21 protein-coding genes are annotated in these 20,365 nt (G+C 71.2%); 6 read left to right on the top strand and 15 right to left on the bottom strand.

What is annotated here, in order from left to right; translation table 11 throughout:
- Positions 1 to 37: 37 nt before the first annotated feature.
- The 3 genes from OJ962_RS22260 (at position 38) to OJ962_RS22250 (ending at position 2,420) form a co-directional block, all read left to right on the top strand.
- Positions 38 to 253, top strand: a complete 216-nt coding sequence (locus OJ962_RS22260; RefSeq protein WP_202956845.1) for a hypothetical protein — start codon at positions 38 to 40, stop codon at positions 251 to 253.
- Positions 253 to 1,191 carry a serine/threonine-protein kinase gene (locus OJ962_RS22255; protein ID WP_270006608.1) on the top strand — a complete coding sequence of 313 codons (939 nt, stop codon included), beginning with the start codon at positions 253 to 255 and terminating at the stop codon, positions 1,189 to 1,191. The genes OJ962_RS22260 and OJ962_RS22255 overlap by 1 nt, the downstream gene beginning before the upstream one ends.
- Positions 1,192 to 1,292: 101 nt before the next feature.
- Positions 1,293 to 2,420: a hypothetical protein gene (locus OJ962_RS22250; protein WP_202956843.1), complete on the top strand. Its 1,128-nt coding sequence runs from the start codon at positions 1,293 to 1,295 to the stop codon at positions 2,418 to 2,420.
- Here the strand turns inward: OJ962_RS22250 and OJ962_RS22245 are convergent.
- From OJ962_RS22245 to OJ962_RS22210, 8 genes are all read right to left on the bottom strand, one after another.
- Complete coding sequence (locus tag OJ962_RS22245) at positions 2,417 to 4,387, bottom strand: response regulator (RefSeq protein ID WP_202956842.1); 1,971 nt, start codon at positions 4,385 to 4,387, stop codon at positions 2,417 to 2,419. The genes OJ962_RS22250 and OJ962_RS22245 overlap by 4 nt on opposite strands.
- Before the next feature lie 15 nt (positions 4,388 to 4,402).
- Positions 4,403 to 5,692 (bottom strand): serine hydroxymethyltransferase, encoded by a 1,290-nt coding sequence (glyA, locus tag OJ962_RS22240; RefSeq protein WP_202956841.1) that lies wholly within the window; start codon positions 5,690 to 5,692, stop codon positions 4,403 to 4,405.
- 18 nt (positions 5,693 to 5,710) lie between these two features.
- Complete coding sequence (locus tag OJ962_RS22235) at positions 5,711 to 6,445, bottom strand: hypothetical protein (RefSeq protein ID WP_202956840.1); 735 nt, start codon at positions 6,443 to 6,445, stop codon at positions 5,711 to 5,713.
- A gap of 38 nt (positions 6,446 to 6,483) precedes the next feature.
- A complete protein-coding gene (prmC, locus tag OJ962_RS22230; RefSeq protein WP_202956839.1) occupies positions 6,484 to 7,293 on the bottom strand; it encodes a peptide chain release factor N(5)-glutamine methyltransferase in 810 nt (269 codons plus the stop codon).
- Entirely contained in the window at positions 7,286 to 8,335 is a 1,050-nt protein-coding gene (prfA, locus tag OJ962_RS22225) for a peptide chain release factor 1 (protein ID WP_270006607.1), read from the bottom strand. The genes prmC and prfA overlap by 8 nt, the downstream gene beginning before the upstream one ends.
- A gap of 11 nt (positions 8,336 to 8,346) precedes the next feature.
- Entirely contained in the window at positions 8,347 to 9,270 is a 924-nt protein-coding gene (locus OJ962_RS22220; RefSeq protein WP_202956838.1) for a DUF1385 domain-containing protein, read from the bottom strand.
- A gap of 100 nt (positions 9,271 to 9,370) precedes the next feature.
- Positions 9,371 to 9,589 (bottom strand): 50S ribosomal protein L31, encoded by a 219-nt coding sequence (gene rpmE, locus OJ962_RS22215; protein WP_202956837.1) that lies wholly within the window; start codon positions 9,587 to 9,589, stop codon positions 9,371 to 9,373.
- Between the two features lie 31 nt (positions 9,590 to 9,620).
- Positions 9,621 to 10,322, bottom strand: a complete 702-nt coding sequence (locus tag OJ962_RS22210) for a CARDB domain-containing protein (RefSeq protein ID WP_202956836.1) — start codon at positions 10,320 to 10,322, stop codon at positions 9,621 to 9,623.
- 41 nt (positions 10,323 to 10,363) lie between these two features.
- Between OJ962_RS22210 and OJ962_RS22205 the strand changes: the two genes are divergently transcribed.
- Complete coding sequence (locus OJ962_RS22205; protein WP_202956835.1) at positions 10,364 to 11,593, top strand: Zn-dependent hydrolase; 1,230 nt, start codon at positions 10,364 to 10,366, stop codon at positions 11,591 to 11,593.
- Here the strand turns inward: OJ962_RS22205 and OJ962_RS22200 are convergent.
- The gene (locus OJ962_RS22200; protein WP_202956834.1) at positions 11,557 to 12,561 is read right to left on the bottom strand and encodes a TIGR03842 family LLM class F420-dependent oxidoreductase; all 1,005 of its coding nucleotides are present in this window, start codon (positions 12,559 to 12,561) and stop codon (positions 11,557 to 11,559) included. The genes OJ962_RS22205 and OJ962_RS22200 overlap by 37 nt on opposite strands.
- On the bottom strand, positions 12,554 to 13,933 hold the full coding sequence (gene hydA, locus OJ962_RS22195; protein ID WP_202956833.1) for a dihydropyrimidinase: 1,380 nt from the start codon (positions 13,931 to 13,933) through the stop codon (positions 12,554 to 12,556). The genes OJ962_RS22200 and hydA overlap by 8 nt, the downstream gene beginning before the upstream one ends.
- A gap of 68 nt (positions 13,934 to 14,001) precedes the next feature.
- Between hydA and OJ962_RS22190 the strand changes: the two genes are divergently transcribed.
- Positions 14,002 to 14,463 (top strand): DUF427 domain-containing protein, encoded by a 462-nt coding sequence (locus tag OJ962_RS22190; protein ID WP_202956832.1) that lies wholly within the window; start codon positions 14,002 to 14,004, stop codon positions 14,461 to 14,463.
- On the opposite strand, the gene OJ962_RS22185 is transcribed toward OJ962_RS22190, so the two are convergent.
- The 5 genes from OJ962_RS22185 to OJ962_RS22165 all read right to left on the bottom strand — a co-directional run bounded on the left by OJ962_RS22185 (position 14,464) and on the right by OJ962_RS22165 (position 18,998).
- Positions 14,464 to 16,161 (bottom strand): electron transfer flavoprotein-ubiquinone oxidoreductase, encoded by a 1,698-nt coding sequence (locus tag OJ962_RS22185; protein WP_202956831.1) that lies wholly within the window; start codon positions 16,159 to 16,161, stop codon positions 14,464 to 14,466.
- Positions 16,162 to 16,163: 2 nt separating this feature from the next.
- Positions 16,164 to 17,135 carry an electron transfer flavoprotein subunit alpha/FixB family protein gene (locus OJ962_RS22180; RefSeq protein WP_202956830.1) on the bottom strand — a complete coding sequence of 324 codons (972 nt, stop codon included), beginning with the start codon at positions 17,133 to 17,135 and terminating at the stop codon, positions 16,164 to 16,166.
- On the bottom strand, positions 17,132 to 17,926 hold the full coding sequence (locus OJ962_RS22175) for an electron transfer flavoprotein subunit beta/FixA family protein (RefSeq protein WP_202956829.1): 795 nt from the start codon (positions 17,924 to 17,926) through the stop codon (positions 17,132 to 17,134). The genes OJ962_RS22180 and OJ962_RS22175 overlap by 4 nt, the downstream gene beginning before the upstream one ends.
- Before the next feature lie 59 nt (positions 17,927 to 17,985).
- On the bottom strand, positions 17,986 to 18,495 hold the full coding sequence (locus OJ962_RS22170; RefSeq protein ID WP_202956828.1) for a TetR/AcrR family transcriptional regulator: 510 nt from the start codon (positions 18,493 to 18,495) through the stop codon (positions 17,986 to 17,988).
- 101 nt (positions 18,496 to 18,596) lie between these two features.
- Complete coding sequence (locus tag OJ962_RS22165; RefSeq protein ID WP_202956827.1) at positions 18,597 to 18,998, bottom strand: cobalamin B12-binding domain-containing protein; 402 nt, start codon at positions 18,996 to 18,998, stop codon at positions 18,597 to 18,599.
- A 55-nt stretch (positions 18,999 to 19,053) separates the two neighbouring features.
- Between OJ962_RS22165 and OJ962_RS22160 the strand changes: the two genes are divergently transcribed.
- Positions 19,054 to 20,229: a cation:proton antiporter gene (locus OJ962_RS22160; protein ID WP_238932235.1), complete on the top strand. Its 1,176-nt coding sequence runs from the start codon at positions 19,054 to 19,056 to the stop codon at positions 20,227 to 20,229.
- The last annotated feature ends 136 nt before the right edge of the window (positions 20,230 to 20,365 follow it).

Genomic DNA, 20,365 nt, shown 5'->3' with positions numbered 1-20,365 from the left:
GCGACGTCGACTGCCCCGCCGACCTCGCCTCCTTCCCATGCCCCAGCCGCTCGCCGATGCCTTTCTGGCGCTTGCCGACGCCCCGGAGCCCGTCGCTCAGCGCACCGTCCCGCGGATGTTCGCGGCGGCCGTCGCGACCGTCGTGCTCGCCGTCGGTGCCCCGCTCGGCTTGCTGGTCTTCAGCCCGGCCGACCACGCCATCGGCACGCTCGCCGGCTCGAAGTTCACGCTCACGCTGGACGACACGGACTGATGGACTCCACGGTCGCGTCCACGCCGCCCTGGGAGCGCTCCCCGCCGCGGCCTCGGCGCCCCACGGGGGGGTTGGAGGAGGGCGAGGAGATCGCTCGGGGCCGGACCGTGCTGCGCGGGATCGGCGGCGGCCGCCGCTACGAGGCGCTGCTGGTGTGGGACGAACACCGGCTCGCGGTGCTCGTGGCCAAGGTCCTGCGGCCCGACCAGGCCACGGCCCCGGTCGCGCTGCACGACCTGCGCCGCGAGGCGGACCTGCTGCAGCGCCTCGGCCACCCGGTCATCGTGCGGGGCTTCGGGGCCGTACTCGACCCGCCGCGCGGGGGAGGTGCTCGCCCTCACGAGCCCGCAGGGCGAGGCCCGTTCCCGCACCTGGTGCTCGAGCACCTCGACGGCCCGACCTTGGACGAGCTGCTCAAGGACGGCCAGACGCTCGCGCTCGAGCAGTTGCTGCCGCTCGGCCTGCACATGGCGAGCGCGCTCCACTACCTGGCCGCGGAGGGCATCGTCCACCTCGACGTCAAGCCCAGCAACGTCGTCATGGGCGGCCCGCCGCGCCTGATCGACCTCAGCGTCGCCCGCACGGTGCGCGAGGCCGCCGCGCTGCGCTCACCGATCGGCACCGACGCCTTCATGGCGCCCGAGCAGTGCGAGCCGGACGGGCGCCTCGGCCCGCCCGCCGACGTGTTCGGCCTTGCCGCCACCCTCTACACCGGCCTCACCGGCACGCGTCCGTTCCCGCCCTGCGAGGAGCGCTGGCCGCAGCTCACGGCCGCGCCGTCCAAGCTCCCGCGCCGCACCCCGCGCGCGCTCGCCGACGTCCTGCTCGCCGGCCTGGACCCCGACCCGTCGGCCCGCCCCACCGCCCGCGAGGTCGCGGTCGCCCTCGAGCCGCTCGTCGCCGCCCTCCCGCGGCGGATGACGCTCGGCCGCAGATAAAGAGGGACAGTCCCTCTTTAGGTTCCTGGCGGCGTCGCGACACGCCGCGTACGGCCAGCCGCACCGCATCCGGCCCGTCCCGCTGGGAGCGTGAACGCGCCATGAGAACCACGCGCCACCTAAAGCGGGACAGTCCCTCTTTAAGTTCGCAGCGTCGTCCGGCTGCGCCACCGCACCCCCTGCTCGCGCTGCAGCAGAGCGCCGGCAACCAGGCCGTCGTCCGCCATCTCGCCCGCTTCGCCAGCCCCGAGGAGGAGCGCGTCGAGGAGGTGATGGAGAAGCTCGCGCACGGCCGCCAGACGCTGTACGCCGCGATGAAACGCGCGCCGGACGAGGAGGAGCGGCGCAAGCACCGGGTCGCGCTGCGGGCGTTCGACGCGCCGTGGCTGAAGCGGCTGCGCGCGCTGGGCACGAGCAAGCAGCATCCGGACCCGACGGTGCAGGACATGGTCCTGGCCGCACTGCAGCTCGAGGCGATCGCGAACGCCGAGGGCGCGCTGATGGACGCCAAGGACGCCGAGACGGTTGCGCGTGCGGAGTTCAATCCCTACTCGAAGCGGGACTGGTGCGGCATGTTCGCGGCCGAGAAGTTCCTGCGCTCCAACCTCGACGAAGACCTCAAGATGGACTACCTGCACGTCGACAACGTCGTGGACTACTTCACCTACCGCTACGGATGGGGCGAAGACGCGCGCATCAAGAAGTGGATCCACGCCGAAGATGCGTGGCACGAGTTGCGCGATTACCACGAGGCGCGCGGCTCGGTTCGCCAGTGGCTCACCGCCGACGAGATCCAGCGGGGCGGCGAGCTCGACGTCCGGGCGGGCGACATCGCGGTGATCGATCACGGCGTTCCCGGGGACGCCAACCACATCGTGATGGTCCACTCATACGACCCGCAGTCGCGGCGTCTGAACACGATCGCCGGCAATGACGGCGGGTTCGAGGTCGAAAATCCCGAGCAGCCGCACAAGGGGCCGCGCGACGACGACCACCAGGCCCTGGAGGCCGCGGCCGGCACCCCGCTGAGCGAGGCGTGGTCGGGCCACCGCGTCGGCATGCACACGCACGACCTGGGCGCCCAGCCGACCGAGAGCCGCATGCGCGAGCTGCGCCGGCGCGGCCGGCGACCCGTGCGCGTGTTCGCGGTCGGCCGCCCGTCGATCGTCGACTTCGAGGACCACCGCTACGACAGCACCAGCCGCAAGTTCCCGCCGGCGACGCGCTAGTTGTCGAGCACCTCGCGCACCTTCGTCGTCAGCGACCGCTCGGTGAACGGCTTCTCGATGAACGCCGCGTCCTCGCTCAGGACGCCGTGGCGGTGGACGGCCTCGTCGGAGTACCCGGACATGAACAGGATCCGCACGCCGGGCGCGGCCGCGGCGACCTGCTCGGCGAGCTCGCGGCCGCTGGTCTCCGGCATCACGACGTCCGTGAGCAGCAGGTCGACGTCGAGCTCGGTGCACACGCGCACGGCCTCGTCGGCCTGCTGGGCCGTGAGCACCGTGTAGCCGTTGCTCTCCAACAGCAGCCGCACGAGATCGCGGACGTTCCGGTCGTCCTCGACCACGAGCACGGTCTCGGTGCCCGCGGCCGGCTCGGGCTCGCCCGCCGGCGCGGGCGGCTCGTCCTCGCCGCGCGCCGCCGCGGGCAGGTAGATCTTGAACGTCGTGCCGGCGCCGCGCTCGCTGTAGACGTAGATGCCGCCGCCGCTCTGCTTGACCACGCCGAACACGGTGGCGAGCCCGAGCCCGGTTCCCTCCCCGCCCTCCTTGGTGGTGAAGAACGGCTCGAACAGGTGCGCGCGGACCTTCTCGTCCATGCCGAGGCCGGTGTCCGAGACGGCGAGCAGCACGTGCGGGCCGGTGAGCGCGTCCGCGCCGTGGCTGGAGAGCTCGACGTTGCGCGTCTCGAGCGTCAGCGCGCCGCCGTGGGGCATCGCGTCGCGCGCGTTGGCCGCCAGGTTGAGGATCACGCGCTCGATCTGCGCGCGGTCGGCCTCGACCGGCGCGAGGTCGGGCGCGAGGCGCGTCGCGACGCTCACGTCGTCGCCGATGATGCGGTGCATCATCGTCTCCATCCCGGCCACGATCTCGTTGAGGTCGAGCTTGGTCGGGTGCAGCACCTGGCGGCGGCTGAAAGCGAGCAGCTGGCGCGTGAGGCTGGCGGCCTGGCGCGCGGCGCGGGCGATCTCCTCCAGCTCCTGGCCGCGGTCGCGCGCGAGCAGGATCTCCGTGTAGCCCGAGATGACCGTCAGGAGGTTGTTGAAGTCGTGCGCGACGCCGCCCGCGAGGCGCCCGATCGCCTCCATCTTCTCCGCGTCCGTGAGCCGGCGCTCAAGCCGCTTGCGCTCGCTCACGTCGTGCGCGACGACCAGCACCGAGTGGCGGCCGCCGAAGTCGATCCGCCCGGTCGTGACCTCGACGTCGATCAACTTCCCGGCGCGAGTGAGGTGCCGCCACTCGCGGGCGACCCGCGAACCCGCGCCGTGGTGGCTCTCGATGTCCGCGAGCAGGAGCGGGATCTCCTCCGGCGGGCGGATGTCCTTGATCGTCATCCCGCCGAGGAACTCCTCGCGGGAGTAGCCGTAGCGCTCGATGCAGGCGTCGTTGACGGCCAGGAAGGCGAGCGTCTCGAAGTCGTAGACCCACATCGGCGTCGGCGACGCCTCGAACAGCATCTGCGTGTTCGCGCGGTTGCGGTCGGCCTCGATCGCAGACGCCGTGCGGCGCGCGACCTCCCCCATCAGCTCGAGGTCGGCGATGCCGTAGTGACGCTCGGTGGCCAGCAGGGAGAGCGTCCCCACGACGCGCGTGCCGGTCGTCAGCGGGACGCACAGCGCGGACTTGAGCGCCAGGGCCCGCATCTCCGCCAGCCGGCCCCAGTTGCCGCGAGCCGCGGCGAACAGGGCGTCCTCGGTGATCTCGCGCACGAGCTCGGGCTCGCCCGTGCGCATGACGATCGCCGGCCCGTGCGGCGCGTCCGGCGGCAGCGGCGGGAACGCCTTCGGCAGCGCGACGCGGCGCTCGAGCGCGCCGTCCTCGCCTTCGAGGTCGATCGCGCACCAGGCCGCGAACGCGGGCACGAGCAGCTGCGCGACGCGTTCGAGCGTCTCCTGGCGCGCCAGGCCCGACCCGAGGATCGCGCCCACGCGCGCCAGCAGCGTCAGTTGCGCCGCGGCCCCCTGCTCGTGCATGGGGTTAAGTGTCGCTTAGACCGTCGCCGGCGTGTTCAACTGCGCGTAAAGCGGGAAGCGGTCGGCGATCGCGGTCACGCGCTCGACCAGCTCGGCCTTCGCGGAATCGAAGTCCGGCTGCAGCGCGCGCGCGATCAGCTTGCCGACCTCGACGAAGTCCTCCTGCTGGAGGCCGCGCGTGGCCAGCGCGGGCGTGCCGACGCGCAGGCCGCTGGTAACCATCGGCGGGCGCGGATCGAACGGGATCGCATTGCGGTTGACGGTGATGCCGATGTCGTGCAGGCGATCCTCCGCGTCCTGGCCCGTGAGCTCGGACTCACGCAGGTCCACGAGCACGAGGTGGACGTCCGTGCCGCCCGTGAGGACGTTGACGCCGCTGCCGGCCTGCAGCAGCTCGGCCGCCACCGCCTGGGCGCCGGTCACGGTGCGCTGCTGGCGCTCCTTGAAGAGGTCGGTCGCGGCGATCTTGAGCGCAACCGCCTTGGCCGCGATCGCGTGCTCGAGCGGGCCGCCCTGCTGGCCCGGGAAGACGGCCGAGTTGATCTTTTTCGCGTACTCCTCGCGGCAGAGGATCAGGCCCGAGCGCGGGCCCCCGAGCGTCTTGTGGACGGTGGTGGTGACGACGTCCGCGTACGGGACGGGATTCGGGTGCACGCCCGCGGCGACCAGGCCGGCGAAGTGCGCCATGTCCACCATCAGCAGCGCGCCGATCTCGTCCGCGATCTCGCGGAAGCGCGGGAAGTCGAGCACGCGCGGGTACGCCGACCAGCCCGCGAGCAGCAGCTTCGGCCGGTGCTCCTTGGCCAGGCGCTCGACCTCGTCCATGTCGATCCGGTGATCCTCAGGCGAGACCTCGTACGGGACGATGTCGTACAGCCGGCCCGACACGTTGATCTTCATGCCGTGGCTGAGGTGACCGCCGTGCGGGAGGCTCAGGCCCATGATCCGGTCGCCCGGCTGCAGCAGCGCGTGATAGACGGCCGTGTTGGCCTGCGCGCCCGCGTGCGGCTGGACGTTGGCGTGCTCGGCCCCGAACAGCGCCTTCGCGCGGTCGATCGCGAGCTGCTCGATCACGTCCACCCACTCGCAACCGCCGTAATAGCGCTTGCCCGGGTAGCCCTCAGCGTACTTGTTGGTCAGCACGGAGCCCTGACACTCGAGCACGGCCTGTGGAACGAAGTTCTCTGAAGCGATCATCTCCAGCGTGCGCTGCTGGCGCTCCAGCTCATGGCCGATCGCCTCGGCGACCTCGGGGTCGACCTCGGCGAGTGGCCGATCGAAGTAGTCGGGCTGCAGGTCGGTCATGGCGTCAACGCTAGCGCGTCAACGGACGGTGAACGAGGCCTTGGCGCCGACATGGAGCGACCCGTTTTCGAGCCGCAGCCGCATCAGGTCGTTGCCCGGGACGCCGGGCACCTCCCAGCGGCGCGTGGCCTGGGTGACCGTGTCCAGGCCCTGGACCCAGGAGCCGTCGCGCTGGAAGAGGGTGTAGGTCCAGCGGCCGTCGGAGACGCTCGAGCTCGGGATGTCGGCCGACTCGCCGCCGATCGGGCGCGGCGCGCCGGGTTCGCCGCGGTCGAGGACGACCAGCTCGGTGCGCAGCGGGTTGCGGGTCGGCGCGGTCAGACGGCGCAGGTAGACGTAGCGGCCGTGCGGCGAGATCGCGACCACGGCGTAGTGCCCGGACAAGCTGAAGCGCTCGAGCTCCCGAAAGCCCCGCGTGCGCAGGACGAGTAGGCGCGTGCGCCGCACCGGGAACACGCCCGGCACCTCGGCCAGGACGAGCACGCGCCCGTCGGCGGACAGCCCGGTCATCGTGCCGTCGTAGGCCGCCATCGGCACGCCGTAGCGGCGCGGGAGCTGCTTCCAGAGGTCGACGCTACCGCCGTCCCGGTGCACGGCCTGCACGAGTGAGCCCCGCCCGCTCGGCAGCACGATGTAGGTGAGCTTGCCGCCGGGCGCGCTCGCGCCCGCCCCTCCCCACGCCGCCGACGGGATGCCGCCACCCGAGGCGTGCGGGGCCGGGACCAGCAGGAGGGCGACGAGCAGCGCGAGCATGCCCGTCCTACGTCGGCGGGGTGCGCTGAGGTCCCGCTTCAGCGGTGCGCCACGGTGACGCGCTCGATGCCGGCGAGGTCGCGGATGCGGTCCACGGTGGTGAAGCCGGCGCCGCGGAGGAGCGCCTCGATCGGGTCGGCTTGGCCCTGGCCGTGCTCGAGCGCGAGGAAGCGCACCGGTGCGCTCACGAGGCGGCGGATCACGTCCAGCCCGTCCGCGCCCGCGAACAGCGCGCCATGCGGCTCGAAGAGGGCGACGTCCGGCATCAGCCGCTCGCCCGCCTCGACGTAGGGCGGGTTGGAGACGATCGCGTCGGCCTCGAGGTCGCCCCACAGGTCCGTCTGGACGAACCCCACCCGCAGGCCGAGCCGGAGCGCGTTGTGGCGTGCGACGTCGAGCGCGTCGGCGGACACGTCGGTGGCGACCACGTCGAGGTCCGGCCGCTCGTGCTTGAGGGCGAGCGCGATGGCGCCCGAGCCCGTGCCCACGTCGATCACGCGCGCGCCCTGCGGGAGCTTCAGCGCCGCCTCGACCACGAACTCGGTCTCCGGCCGTGGGATCAGCACGCGTCGGTCGACGGCGAGGTCGATGTGGCGGAAGCCCTTGATGCCCGTGATGTAGGCCACCGGTTCGCGCTCGCGGCGCCGGCGCACGAAGTCCATGAACACGCGCGCGGCGGGCCCGGGGACGCCCTCGCGCGAGTTGACGATCAGCCACGGACGGTCGACCCCCATCGCGGCGGCGAGCAGGACCTCCGCGTCCAGGCGCGGGTTCTCGCACCCGGCCGCGGTGAGCGGGATCAGGGCCGAGTCGAGCGCGTCACGGACGGACGTCGCCGCCCTAGCCAACCGCTTGCTCTTCGAGCCGCCGGCGCTTCTCGGCGTCCTGCAGCGCGGCGCTGATCTCGTCCATCTCGCCGCCGAGCACGGCCTCGAGGTTGTGGACGGTGAGCCCGATGCGGTGGTCGGTGATGCGGCGCTGCGGATAGTTGTAGGTGCGGATCTTCTCCGCGCGGTCGCCCGTGCCGACCTGCGACTTGCGCTCGGCCGACAGCGCGTCCTGCTGCTTTTGCAGCTCGGCCTCGTAGAGCTTCGCGCGCAGGAGCTTCATCGCCCGCTCGCGGTTCTGCAGCTGGGACTTCTCGTCCTGCATCGAGATCACGATCCCGGACGGCTTGTGCGTGATGCGCACCGCCGAGTCCGTCGTGTTGACCGACTGGCCGCCCGGGCCACTGGACCGGTAGACGTCGATCTGCAGGTCGTTCTGGTTGATCTCGACCTCGACGTCCTCGACCTCGGGCAGCACCGCGACGGTCGCCGTCGACGTGTGGATGCGGCCCTGCGACTCGGTCTCGGGCACGCGCTGCACGCGGTGCGTCCCGCCTTCGAACTTGAAGATCGAGTAGGCCGCGTCCCCCTTGACCTCGAACGTGTACGCGCCCTCGTCCGCGCTCATCGTCTCGGACTTGAAGCCGAGGCGCTCCGAGTAGCGCTGGTACATGCGGTACAGGTCGCCGGCCCAGATCGCGGCCTCGTCGCCACCCGCGCCGCCACGGATCTCGACGATGACGTTCTTGTCGTCGTTGGGGTCCCGCTCGACCATCGCGAGCCGGATCTCCTCCTCGAGTCGTTCGATGCGCGCCCGCGCATCCTCGAGCTCGGCCCGCAGGTCGGCGTCCTCGCCGCCCTCTTCCAGCAGCTCCTTCGCGCCCTCGGCGTCGGACTGGGCCAGGCGCCACTGCTCGGCCAGCTTGGCGGCGGGCGCGAGCCGGTTGTAGCTGCGGCCGACCTCGGCGAAACGCTCGCGATCGGAGATCACGTCCGGATCGCCCATCTGCGCCTCGGCCTCGGTGAAGCGCGCTTCGATCTGCTCGACGAGGGACTCGATCACAAGGGATAAGTCTAGGCCGCGACCTCGACCCCGATCCGCGCCTCGCGGGAGGCCGCGCGCGGGTCCTCCACCGCCAGGACCGCCTCGAGCGCCGCGACGGCCACGACGACCTGCTCGTCCTCCGGCTCACGGGTCGTGAGCTTCTGCAGCTGCATGCCCGGCCAGATGATCGGCCGCACCCACGGCGAGTGGCGGTGCCGGCCCGCGAACTTGATCAGCTCGAACGAGATGCCGGCCACCAGCGGCACGCCGACGATGCGCGTCAGCAGCAGGATCCACCACGCCGGCAGCCCGACGGGCGCGAACACGAAGATGGCGACGACCATCACCACCAGCAGGAAGCTCGTGCCGCAGCGTGGGTGCAGGCGGCTGAAGCGCTGCGCGTTCGCCACCGTCAGCGGCAGCCCGGCCTCGTAGGCCGCGATCGTCTTGTGTTCGGCGCCGTGGTACTGGAACAGCCGGCGCAGGTGCGGCTGGCGCGCGAGCAGCGCGAGGTAAGTGAGGAAGATCGCGTTGCGCACGCCGCCCTCGACGAGCCAGAACAGCCACGCCGACCCCAGCCAGCCCTCGATCAGGCTGGTCAGCAGGACCGGCAGCGCGAAGAACAGGCCGATGGCCAGCGCGAGGCCGGCGACGAGCGCGAACGCCCACGTGCGGGCCGGAATCGGCTCGGTTTCCTGCGCGTCGATGCTGCCGCGCAGCGCCTTCGCCCCGATCGCCATCGACTGCGCAAGCGCGACGACGCCGCGGATCACCGGGAACCGCAACACGGGGCTGCGCGTGACCCACGAGCTGACCGGGTGCGCCTCGACGGCGACGTGGCCGTCACGGTGCCGGATGGCGACGGCCCAGGTGGAGACGCCGCGCATCATCACGCCCTCGAGGACGGCCTGGCCGCCCACCGGGGCATCGCGCTGCTCCGGGCTCTCGCTCACATGTCGGTGATCGGCAGCCCGGAGCGCACGCTTGACGTGCCACGCCCCGAAGGTCGGATGATCGGGGTGGGGCGGAGGGGATGCCCCGCCTTCAATGTCCCTACTTCTTACGGTTGGCGCCCGAGCGGGCCAGCTTGCGCTGGAAGCGCTCGACGCGTCCACCCGTGTCGACCAGCTTCTGCTTGCCGGTGTAGAACGGATGGCAGTTGGAGCAGATCTCCACGTGCATGTCGCCCTTCGTGGAGCGAGTGACGAACTCGTTCCCGCAGGTGCAGCGCACGGTGGCCTCTGCGTATTCGGGGTGGATCTCGGTCTTCATCGTTCCTACCAGTGTAGGTGGGCGTTCAAGCTCAGCAGGACGCCGTGAACGTGTCGTTCTCCTCGTTGGACTCGTCCACCTCGGTGCCCGGATCCACGACCGCTTCCAGCGCCTCCCCGTCCGTGCAGGGCGGCCCCGGCAGGAACACGTCGATCGACTGGCCGGGCTCGAGTCCGGCCACGCGCGCCGTGCCGAGCGGGACCCCGCCGACGATGAACGAGACGTCGAACGCGCCGGCCGCCGAGCGCCCGCGGTTGATCACCTGCGCGACGTAGCCCGCCGCGTCGTCGGCGACGTCCCGCAGCACCAGGTCCGGGCGCGACTCGGGTACGCGGCACACAGCCGAGGTCGAGCGCTCGGTGCGGGCGGTGCGGCCGTTGGGGTGCTTCCAGCGGAAGGTCACGACGGTCCGGTAGTTCGAGCCCGGCAGCAGCCCTTCGACGGTCTTCTCGTACGTGTACTTGCCGAAGCCCGCCGGCACGGTGATCCACTCGTCGAAGCCGTCGGCCGCGACCTTGCGGAATCTGGCCTTCCCCTGCCCGACCTGCAGCGTGAACCGCATCTGCATGCGGGTCTCGCGGTACGCGGTCTGGCGGCCTTCGAAGACGGCCTCACCCGTCGCCGGCTCGCATTGCGCGAGCACGGCCTTGCCCAGCGGTGCGGCGTGCGCGGCGGGCGTGATCAGACAGAACAGGGCAGCAGCGAGCCCCGTGATGCGCCTCCAGCGGATCATGGCGACGCTAAGAACCCACGCACCCGATGTAAGTTGCGCGCATGCCTTCCTACGACTGGGAGCGTCCGCTCCGTGACCTGCGCGAACTCGCGGACCTGACGGGCGGCCCCGACGGGGCGCGGCGGCTCGCGTGGAGCGAGGACTGGCGCGCGGCGCGCGAGTGGCTGCTGGGCAAGCTGGCCGAGACCGACGCCACGGTGAAGCGCGACGTCGCCGGGAACCTGTGGGCGACGGTGCCGGGCGAGAGCGAGCGGATCGTCGTGGTCGGCTCGCACATCGACGCGGTGCCCAACGGCGGCTGGTTGGACGGCTGCCTGGGCGTGTGCGCGGCGCTCGAGGTGCTGCGCGCGCACACGGGCGAGACGCCGCAGGTGACGCTCAAGCTCGTCGATTGGGCGGACGAGGAGGGCGCGCGCTTCGGGCGCTCGCTGCTGGGGTCGTCGGCGGCCGCCGGGACGCTGGTGCCGGACGAGGTGCGCCGGCTCAAAGACGCGCAGGGCACTTCGCTCCCGGATGCGCTGGCCGAGAACGGCATCGACCTGGACACGATGGGTGAAGCCGAGCTGCCGGAGATCGCCGCCTACCTGGAGCTGCACATCGAGCAGGGGCCGCGGCTCGAGGAGTCCGGCAAGCCCGCCGCGGCGGTGATCGGGTGCTTCGGCGTCGAACGCCACAGCATCACCTTCACCGGCAAGGCCAGCCACGCCGGCAGCACCCCGATGAACCTGCGCCACGACGCGTTCCTGGCCGCCGCGCGCTTCGGGCTCGCCGCGCGCGAGAGCGCCATCGAGCGCGGCGGCGTGGCCACGATCGGCACGGTCACGGCCGAGCCCGGCATCCCGACGATCATCAACCAGCGCTGCGAGGTGACGCTCGACCAGCGCGCGTTCACGCCCGAGCAGCTGCGGGACATGCTGGCCGATGTGCAGAAGGCCGCGGAGGAGATCGCTGCCGAAGAAGGTGTCACTGCCGAGTGGAAGCGGATCTGGCAGATCGACCCGATCCCGTTCGACGGGCGCCTCGTCGACCTCGCCGCGCAGGCCGTGGGCGAGATCACGGGGGACCAGGACCCGCCGCGGCTGCCGTCGGGCGCGCTGCACGACGCCGCCGAGGTCGCGCGCCGCTACCCCACCGTGATGGTGTTCAGCAGCAGCATCGACGGCGTCAGCCACAACCCGGCCGAGGACACCAGAGAGGACGACCTGCGCGTCGCCCTCCAGGCCTACGGGCGGCTCTACGACTTGACCGCGGGGATGATCTCCGAGCCGTAGGCCTCGAGCGTCTCGTCCTGGCCCTCGGTCATCAGGTAGACGATCCACTCGTCGACCCCGATCGCCTCCAGGCCGCGCAGCCGTTCCACGACCTGCGCGGCCGAGCCGATCACGGTGAAGCGGTCGCAGATCTCGTCCGAGACGAACGAGCCGTGCGCCGCGCCGACGCGCGAATGGTCCTTGTAGTCGTAGGCGTCGCGCTCCTTGACGTAATCCGTCAGCTCACGCGGGATCTCGGACGTCTCGCCGTGCACGCGGATGATGTCCGCCACGTGGTTGCCGACCATCGCCGGGAACCAGCGCACCTCTTCGCGCGCCTGGGCGATGTCGTCGGTGACCTTTGACGGCGCGCACACCAGGCAGCGCAGCTCGGACGGGTCGCGTCCCGCCTCCTCGGCCGCGCGCCGCGCCGTGGCCATCGTCCACTCGATGATCGTCGGGTCGGCGAGCTGAATGATCACGCCGTCGCCGACGCGCCCCGCCACGCCCAGCGCGCGCGGCCCGTACGCGGCGACGTAGAGCGGGATCTCCGGCTTGTCCTGCGCCCACTTGAGCTGGATCTCGGTGCCCTCCCAATCCACCGGCCGCCCGTTCATGAACGCCTTGATCATCTTCAGGCGCTCCTCGAACATCGCGATCGGCGTCGGCTTGCGGCCCATCACGCGCACGGCCGAGTCGCCACGGCCGATGCCCATCACCATCCGCCCGCCGCTGATGTCCTGCAGCGTCGCGTGGGCGGACGCCGTCACGGCCGGCTCGCGCGTGACCGGGTTGGTCACGCACATGCCGATCCGCATCGTGGACGTCCGGTCCGCCAGCAGTGTGATCAGCGGATACGGCTCCTGCCACAGGATCGGGGAGTCGTAGGTCCAGCCGCTGTCGAAGCCGAGCGACTCGGCCTTGACCACCAGGTCGACGAGCCGCTGGTACGGCGGGTCGGGCAGGACGGTGACGCCGAACTCAAGCATGCGCGGGCTCGAACAGCGAGCGCTTGACGAAGCGGCCGCGGCCCGGCTCGGAGACGATCCGGCCGTCCTCGTAGACGGTCTCGCCGCGGGAGAGGACGAAGCGCGGCTTGCCCTGCACCTCCCAGCCCTCGAACGGGTCGTAGTCGACGTTCATCACGTGCGTCTCGGCGGAGATTGTGTGCTTGACCTCGGGGTCGAAGACGACGACGTCGGCGTCGAAGCCCGGCGCCAGCGCGCCCTTCTTGTCCAGCCCGAAGATCCGCGCGGGGCCCCAGGCGCCGTGCCGCACGACGTCGATGATCGACAGGTGCCCGTCGCGCACGGAGCGGTCGTAGAGCAGCGTGAGCCGGTGCTCGATCGCCGGCAGCCCGTTCGGGATCTTCGTGAAGTCCCCGAGGCCGAGCTCCTTCTGCTCTTTGAAGTTGAACGGGCAGTGGTCGGTACTGATGCCCTGCAGCGCGCCCTGGCGCAGTGCCTGGTAGAGCACGTGCTGGTTGTAGGCCTCGCGCAGCGGCGGCGAGCACACGTACTTGGCACCCTCGAAGCCCGGCCGGTCGAGGTCCTCGACGGTCAGGTACAGGTACTGGATGCACGTCTCGCCGAAGATCGGCAGGCCGCGGTCGCGGGCCGCCTGGATCTCCTTGACGGCCTCCTCGCACGTCACGTGCACGACGAACAGCGGCCGGCCCGTCCACTCCGCCAGGCGGATCGCACGCGACGTGGCCTCGCCCTCGACCTCCGGCGGCCGTGTGGAGGCGTGGAACTTCGGGTCCGTGTCCCCGCGCTCGAGCGCCTCCTTCTGGTAGCGCACGACCGCGTCGCCGTTCTCGCAGTGCACCATCACGAGCCCGCCGGTCTTGCCCGTCTGCTCGAGCACGGCGATGAACTGCTCGTCGTCGACCATCAGCGCGCCCTTGTAGGCCATGAAGACCTTGAAGGAGGAGACGCCGTCGGCCACGCACTGCTCCATCTCGGCCACGACCTCCGGCCGCGCGTCGGTGATCGCGACGTGGAAGCCGTAGTCGATGTGCGCCGCGCCGTCCGCGCGCCCGTGCCACTCGGCGAGCGCGTCCTTGAGCGACCCGCCGACGTACTGGATGCAGAAGTCGACGATCGAAGTCGTCCCGCCCGCGGCGGCCGCCGCCGTGCCGGTGGTGTAGTCGTCGCAGCTCCAGGTGCCGCCGAACGGCATCGACAGGTGCGTGTGGTTGTCCACCAGGCCCGGCAGCACGAGGCAGCCGGAGGCGTCGATCTCCTCGTCGCCGGAGAGGCCGGTCCCGACTGCGACGATGCTCTCGCCGTCGATCAGGACGTCGGCGTCGAACGCGTCGGTCGCCGTGACCACGCGCCCACCGCGGATGAGCCGTGTCATCGCCGAAGCCTACGACACCTGCCGAGTCCGCTCATCGCTGCCGCGTCGAACGCCGTATCACCAATGAGATGGAGAATGTCTGGGACTACCCGCGTCCGCCGGCCGTGGTGCCGTGCGAGCAGCGCGTGCGGGTGGAGATCGACGGCGAGGTCATCGCGGATTCGACGCGCGCGCTGCGCGTGCTGGAGACCAGCCACCCGCCCGGGATCTACCTCCCGCCCGAGGATGTCGTCGAGGGCTGGCTGGTGCCCAGCCGCAAGCGCACGACGTGGTGCGAGTTCAAGGGCCGCGCCCATTACTTCTACGCCGCCACCCGCTCCGACGAGCGGCCCGTGGCGTGGACGTACCGCGACCCGTCACCCGGCTACGAGGCGTTGCGCGACTACGTCTCCTTCTACCCGGGCCGGGTGGACGCGGCGTACCTCGACGACGAGCGCGTCGAACCGCAGGAGGGCGACTTCTACGGCGGCTGGATCACCAGCGACCTGGTGGGCCCGTTCAAGGGCCCAGCAGGGACGCCCGGTTGGTAGCTACGTGATCTGGTAGGTCGGGCCGTCGCCGCCCTCCGGCGGCGTCAGGCGCCCGCCCTTGGCGGTGATCGCGCCGCACTGCACGCAGTTGGAGGGGTTGACGATCAGGTCGACGGGACCCTGCTCCGGCGCGTTGTCCGGGACCTCGTAGACGCCGGCTGGGCACATGTAGGTCCAGGCGTCCGCGACCTCGCGGGGCACGCGCTGCTGGATGCGGATGTGCGAGGGCGCGTCGTCACGCGTGGCGTTGCCGGTGAGAAAGACGCCGCTGAGCTTGTCGAACGTGTACTTGCCGTCCGGCTTGGGATAGCGCTCCTCGCGGCCCGAGTAGCGCAGCGGGGAGGCTGCGTCGCGGTGGGTGCCCCAGTGCCCGCCCGGGAAGCGGCCCTTGGTGACGACCATCGCGTTGGTGATCGCGCCGCCGACGACCAGGCCCTTGCCGAAGGGCTGCTTCATGTTGCGCGACTGGTAGAGCTCCTGGCCCATCTGGGACTTGTAGACCGCGTCCTCGTAGGCGCTGAAGTTGCTCGAGCCGTGCTTGAGCTGCGCGTAGATCGTCTCCGCGGCGAGCCGGCCGGACTCGATCGCGTAGTGGATGCCCTTGAGCTTGGGCACGTTGACCAGGCCGCCCGCGTCGCCGCAGATGACCATGCCCGGCGCGTGCAGCTTGGGCATCGCCCAGTAGCCGCCCTCGGGGATGGCCTTGGCGCCCCAGGCCACGCGCTTGCCGTCCCCGAGGATCTTCTTGACCAGCGGGTGGAGCTTGAACTCCTGCAGCACGTCGTGGACGGAGAAGCGCGCGTCGGTCCAGTCGAGCCCGGTGACGAACCCGATCGAGACCTTCGGCGCCTCGCCCTCGCGGTTCATGCCGTAGATCCAGGAGCCGCCGAACTCCTTCCACTTGGCGCCCGCGCGCAGCGGCCAGCCGAGCGTGTGCACGACCTTCTCGAACGGCTGGGAGACCTCCCAGACCTCCTTGACGCCCAGCGCCCACACCTGCGGGTCCTTGGGCGCGAGGTCGAGCACCTTCTGCGCGGCGCCGGTCAGGTGTCCCCAGCAGCCCTCGGCCAGCACCGTGGCTTGGGCCATCACGTCCGAGCCCGGCTCGAAGTTGCCCTTCTCGCCGCCGCCCTTGTCGCGCCCCTTGTCGCCCGTGCGGACGCCGACGACCTTCCCCTCCTCGACCAGCAGCTTCTGGCCGCTCGTCTCGGTGAGGACGTAGGCGCCCAGCTCCTCGGCCTTCTCGGCCAGCCAGCGGTTGAGCTCGGCGACGGACACGACGTAGTTGCCGTGGTTGCGGAACGGTGGCGGCGTCGGCTTGAGCGGGATCGCGCGCTTGCCGTTCGGCATGAAGTACACCGTCTCGCGCTTGACCTCGCCCCAGTGCGGCCACGAGTCGTCGTCCGGCAGCAGCTCCCGGATCGCGCTCGGATTCATGACACCGCCGGAGAGCTGGTGCGCCCCCGCGACGCGGCCCTTCTCGATGACCGCGACCGGCACCTCGCCGAGGCGTTCGGTCAGCTCCTCGTCGTCGGCCAGCAGCTGCAGCAGGCGGATGGCGCACGCCATGCCCGCCTGACCGCCGCCGACGATCGCGACGCCGACCTCGATGCGCTCATCCGGGTCATCGGTCGGGGGACCGACGAACTCCGCCGCCGAGTCGACCGGCGGCGGGAACTCGCTGGGGGCGACAGCCATGGTTATGCGCCCTTCCTCGCCTTCACGGCCTCGGTCAGCTTGGGCACGATCTGCTCGAGCTTGCCCACGACCCCGAGGTCGGAGAACTCGAAGATCGGGGCGTTCGCGTCCTTGTTGATCGCGACGATGTTCTCCGAGCCCTGCATGCCGACCTTGTGCTGGATCGCGCCCGAGATGCCGGCTGCCAGGTACAGCTTCGGCGCGACGGTCTTGCCCGTCTGGCCGATCTGGGCCGAGTAGGAGTACCAGCCCGCGTCGACCACCGCGCGCGTCGCGGCGACGGCGCCGCCGAGGGCGCCCGCGAGGTCCTCGAGCAGCTGGAAGCTCTCCGCGTTGCCAAGGCCGCGGCCGCCGGCGACGAGGATGTCCGCGTCCTCGATGTTGACGTCGGCGCCGCGCTGCTCGCCGCGCTGGAGCATCTTGGCCTGGAGGCTGTGCGCCTTGAACTCCACGCTGAGATCCTCGACCGTGGCGGTCCCGCCGGTCTGCTTGATCTCGAACGCGTTCAGGCGGCCGATGATCACGCCCACGTCGGACCGGTAGTGGACCGACGAGATCTGCGAGTCCTGCAGGATCGGACGCTCGGCGACGAGCTTGCCGCCCTCCACGCGGACGTTGGTGACCTCCATGCAGACGCCGGCGTCCAGGCGCGCGGCCAGGCCGGCGCCGATCTCGAAGCCGAGCAGGCCGCCGCCGAACAGCGCGTAACCATGGCCGCCGGCGGCGATGGCGGCCTCCATCGCGTCCACGACCGGCTGCGCGAGGCCCTCGGGGCCTTCGACGCGGTAGACCTTCGAGGCGCCGTACGCGCCCAGTGACGCGGCGAGCTCGTCGGAGACGCCCTCGCCGACGACGATCGCGTGGCACTCGGTGCCGAGCTCGGACGCCAGGCGCGCGCCCTCGGAGACCGCGCCGAGCGAGTTCTTGTTGAACGCGCCCTCGTAGTGCAGCGCGTAAACGAGGATCCCACTCATGCCAGCAACTTCCTCTCGTCCAGCCACGCGACGATCTTCTCGACCGTCTCGCTCGTGTCCTCGTCCTCGATGATCTGGCCGGCGGCCTTGGCCGGCGGCTCGGCGAACTCCGCGCAGTGCGCGCGAGCGTGGTCGTAGCCGACGCGATCGGCCTCGATGCCGGCGTCCGCCGCGGACTTGGTCTCCAGCGGCTTCTTCTTGGCGCCCATGATCGCCTTCAGCGACGGGTAGCGCGGCTCGTTGATCGCGTCGCCGACCGAGATCACGGCCGGGAGCGGGATCGAGACCGTGTCGTAGCCGTACTCGGCCTGGCGCTCGCAGCGCAACGCGCCGCCTTCGACGTCGATCTTGATCACCTGCGTGAGCGAAGGCATCTGCAGGTGGTCGGCCACGACGGCGCCGATCGTGTAGCACTCGCCGTCGTCGGACTGCTGGCCGAGCAGCACCAGGTCCGGGGACTCGGTGGCCAGCACCCTGGCGAGCGCGTAGCCCGTGCCGTTGACGTCGGAGCCCGCGAGCGCCTCGTCGGACAGGTGGATGGAGCGGTCCGCACCGAGCGAGACCGCCTTGCGCAGCGCCTTGGCGGCGGCTTCCGGCCCCATCGTCACGGCGACGATCTCGTCGACCTGCAACTCACCGCCCTCCTTGAGCTGCATCGCCGCCTCGATGGCGTGCGTGTCGAAGGGGTTGTCGCGCGTCTCCCCTCCGCGTTCCAGGCGCCCGGTCGAGGGATTGATGCGCTTCGTCACCCCCGCCTCCGGCACGCTCTTGACCAGGACGCAGATCTTCACGGTGCAGACTCCTCGGAGTTAGGACTATCGGAGGCCATCCTAGCCCATTGACTGACGAGTCAATCCAGAGGTTCCGCGAGCTCCGACAAACGTTCGAGCACACGGTCGCGCAGCTCACCCGCGGGCGGCCCCATGCCGAGGAGCTCGGCGAGCCAGAGCCCGTCCGCGGCGAGCCGCGCCACGGTGCCGTCCACCGGATCGCGGGACTCGCGCTCGACGCGATCCTGCCAGATGCCGTACTGCCGGCGCACCGCGACGAGCAGCGACGGATCGGCGACGAGCGCGGCGAGCATGCCCAGCTCGTGCTCGTCGGGTGTGCTGGCCTTCACGTAACCGCGTACGAAGGCGACGTCGGCCTCGTCCATCTCGCGGCCGAAGTCGGCCAGCCAACGCTCGACCATGGCGGCGACGAGGTCGTTCTTGGACTTGAAGTGGTAGAGCAGGCCGCCCTTGGAGACCGCGGCCTCCTTGGCGACCGCGTCGAGGGTCAGCGCCTGCGCGCCGTCGCGACGGACGACCGTCGCGGCGGCGTCAAGGAGGCGGTTCCTAGTGGCGGGAGCGGGACTCATGGGTCCCGATCAAGGCTAAGGACCCGACGATGTTCGAGAAGGTGGCAGCAGCGAGCTTGATGGTCTTCATGCCATCTACTGTACCGTCTGGACGGTATAGTTCAAGTGCGCTCGCCGACCGCTCCCTCGATGAAGTCGATGATCGCCTGCGTCGGCGCGCCGGGCGTGAAGACCTCCGCCACGCCGAGCTCCTTGAGCTCCGGGATGTCCTGGTTCGGGATCGTGCCGCCGACGGTGACGACGACGTCGCCGGCGTCCTGCGCACGCAGCAGCTCGACAACGCGCGGGACGAGCGTCATGTGCGCGCCCGACAGGATCGAGAGCCCGACGGCGTCGGCGTCCTCCTGCAGGACCGTCTCGACGATCTGCTCGGGCGTCTGGTGCAGGCCGGTGTAGATGACCTCCATGCCGGCGTCTCTGAGGGCGCGCGCGATGATCTTCGCGCCGCGATCGTGGCCGTCGAGACCGGGCTTGGCCACGACCACGCGGATCTTGCGAGCCATGCGCCAACACTAGCCACAAGTGCGCCGCCAGAGCGCCAACGCCCGTACTGTCCAGATGCCGTACGCCGGACCCCTGCTGTCGCTGGCCTTCGTGATCGCCTGCGCGCACCTCGGCGGGCTGCTGTTCGCCGCGCTGCGCCAGCCACGCGTGATCGGGGAGGTCGTGGCCGGGATCGCGCTCGGTCCGAGCCTGCTCGGGGCGCTCGCGCCCGACGCCGCGGCCTGGCTGCTGCCCGAGGCCTCCGAGGGCTTCCTGGACGCCGTCGCGCAGCTCGGGCTCGTGGTCTTCATGCTGCTCGTCGGCCTGGAGATCGACCTGCGCCTGCTCCGCGCAAGGCGCCGGCTGATCGGCGCGGTGGCCGCCGGCTCGGTCAGTCTCCCGCTGGCGCTGGGCCTGGGCTTCGGGTTCGTCCTGAGGCCTGACGACCCGGCCTTCGCGCTGTTCCTCGGCCTGGCGCTCGCGGTCACCGCGATGCCGGTGCTCGCCCGGATCATCAAGGAGCGCGGGCTGGGGGGCACGTCGCTGGGGGCGATCGCGCTCGCGTGCGCGGCGCTCAACGACGTGGCGGCCTGGCTCGGCCTGGCGGGCGTCACCGCCCTGATCGGCGAGGGCGAGGTGTGGATCGCGGTCGCCGGGCTCGTCGCGCTCGCTCCGGCGCTGGTCGCATTCCGCGCGCTGCTGCGGCGCGCCGGCCCCGAGCTGCGCCTCCCGTTGCTGCTCGCGGGCGCGCTGGCGGCGGGCGCGGTGACGGACGAGATCGGCCTGCACCTGGTCATCGGGCGGTTCCTGGTCGGCCTGGTGGCGCCGCGTGACGAGCGCACGCCGGGCCGGCTGGAGCCGCTCGCGCTCGCGGTGCTGATGCCCGCGTTCTTCCTGACGGCGGGCGCCGGGGTTCAGCTCAACGGCCTCGCCGCCGGCGACCTGCTGCTGCTGGCGGTCGCGCTCGTGCTCGCCTTCGCCGGCAAGTTCGCCGGCACCGCGCTGCCCGCGCGCCGGATGGGACTCTCGACCAACGAGTCGCTGCGGCTGGGCGCGCTGATGAACACGCGCGGGATCACCGATATCGTGCTGCTCGGGATCGGGCTCGAGCTCGGCGTGCTCGACACGCGGCTGTACTCGATCCTCGTCGTGACCGCGCTCGTGACGACGATCGCGACGGGCCCGATTCTGAACCTGCTCGGCCAGCCCCGCCCGCCGCGGCGGACGAGCCCGGCCCCGGTGCCGACCTAGGACGGACGTTCGAGCCCGCGGCGGCCGCGAGCTCGTCAAGTCAAGAGTTGCTCAAGCGGGTGCGAATCGACAAGCTAGGCCCCGCCGTGTCGCCCGGTGGTCATCCATCTGCCAGTGAGCTGCTCCAAACGGGGCA

This window comes from Solirubrobacter deserti, assembly GCF_027587175.1.
In the GTDB taxonomy this organism is placed as follows: Bacteria; Actinomycetota; Thermoleophilia; order Solirubrobacterales; family Solirubrobacteraceae; genus Solirubrobacter; species Solirubrobacter deserti.
Note: the sequence above shows the minus strand (reverse complement) of the source record. Positions and strands in the feature narration are given on the sequence as shown.

Bases quoted from the DNA above. Each gene is read 5' to 3' on its own strand.
- OJ962_RS22260 (WP_202956845.1), top strand. From the start codon at position 38: ATGCCCCAGCCGCTCGCCGATGCCTTTCTGGCGCTTGCCGACGCCCCG.
- OJ962_RS22255 (WP_270006608.1), top strand. From the start codon at position 253: ATGGACTCCACGGTCGCGTCCACGCCGCCCTGGGAGCGCTCCCCGCCG.
- OJ962_RS22250 (WP_202956843.1), top strand. From the start codon at position 1,293: ATGAGAACCACGCGCCACCTAAAGCGGGACAGTCCCTCTTTAAGTTCG.
- OJ962_RS22245 (WP_202956842.1), bottom strand. From the start codon at position 4,387: ATGCACGAGCAGGGGGCCGCGGCGCAACTGACGCTGCTGGCGCGCGTG.
- glyA (WP_202956841.1), bottom strand. From the start codon at position 5,692: ATGACCGACCTGCAGCCCGACTACTTCGATCGGCCACTCGCCGAGGTC.
- OJ962_RS22235 (WP_202956840.1), bottom strand. From the start codon at position 6,445: ATGCTCGCGCTGCTCGTCGCCCTCCTGCTGGTCCCGGCCCCGCACGCC.
- rpmE (WP_202956837.1), bottom strand. From the start codon at position 9,589: ATGAAGACCGAGATCCACCCCGAATACGCAGAGGCCACCGTGCGCTGC.
- OJ962_RS22210 (WP_202956836.1), bottom strand. From the start codon at position 10,322: ATGATCCGCTGGAGGCGCATCACGGGGCTCGCTGCTGCCCTGTTCTGT.
- OJ962_RS22205 (WP_202956835.1), top strand. From the start codon at position 10,364: ATGCCTTCCTACGACTGGGAGCGTCCGCTCCGTGACCTGCGCGAACTC.
- OJ962_RS22200 (WP_202956834.1), bottom strand. From the start codon at position 12,561: ATGCTTGAGTTCGGCGTCACCGTCCTGCCCGACCCGCCGTACCAGCGG.
- hydA (WP_202956833.1), bottom strand. From the start codon at position 13,933: ATGACACGGCTCATCCGCGGTGGGCGCGTGGTCACGGCGACCGACGCG.
- OJ962_RS22190 (WP_202956832.1), top strand. From the start codon at position 14,002: ATGGAGAATGTCTGGGACTACCCGCGTCCGCCGGCCGTGGTGCCGTGC.
- OJ962_RS22185 (WP_202956831.1), bottom strand. From the start codon at position 16,161: ATGGCTGTCGCCCCCAGCGAGTTCCCGCCGCCGGTCGACTCGGCGGCG.
- OJ962_RS22180 (WP_202956830.1), bottom strand. From the start codon at position 17,135: ATGAGTGGGATCCTCGTTTACGCGCTGCACTACGAGGGCGCGTTCAAC.
- OJ962_RS22170 (WP_202956828.1), bottom strand. From the start codon at position 18,495: ATGAGTCCCGCTCCCGCCACTAGGAACCGCCTCCTTGACGCCGCCGCG.
- OJ962_RS22165 (WP_202956827.1), bottom strand. From the start codon at position 18,998: ATGGCTCGCAAGATCCGCGTGGTCGTGGCCAAGCCCGGTCTCGACGGC.
- OJ962_RS22160 (WP_238932235.1), top strand. From the start codon at position 19,054: ATGCCGTACGCCGGACCCCTGCTGTCGCTGGCCTTCGTGATCGCCTGC.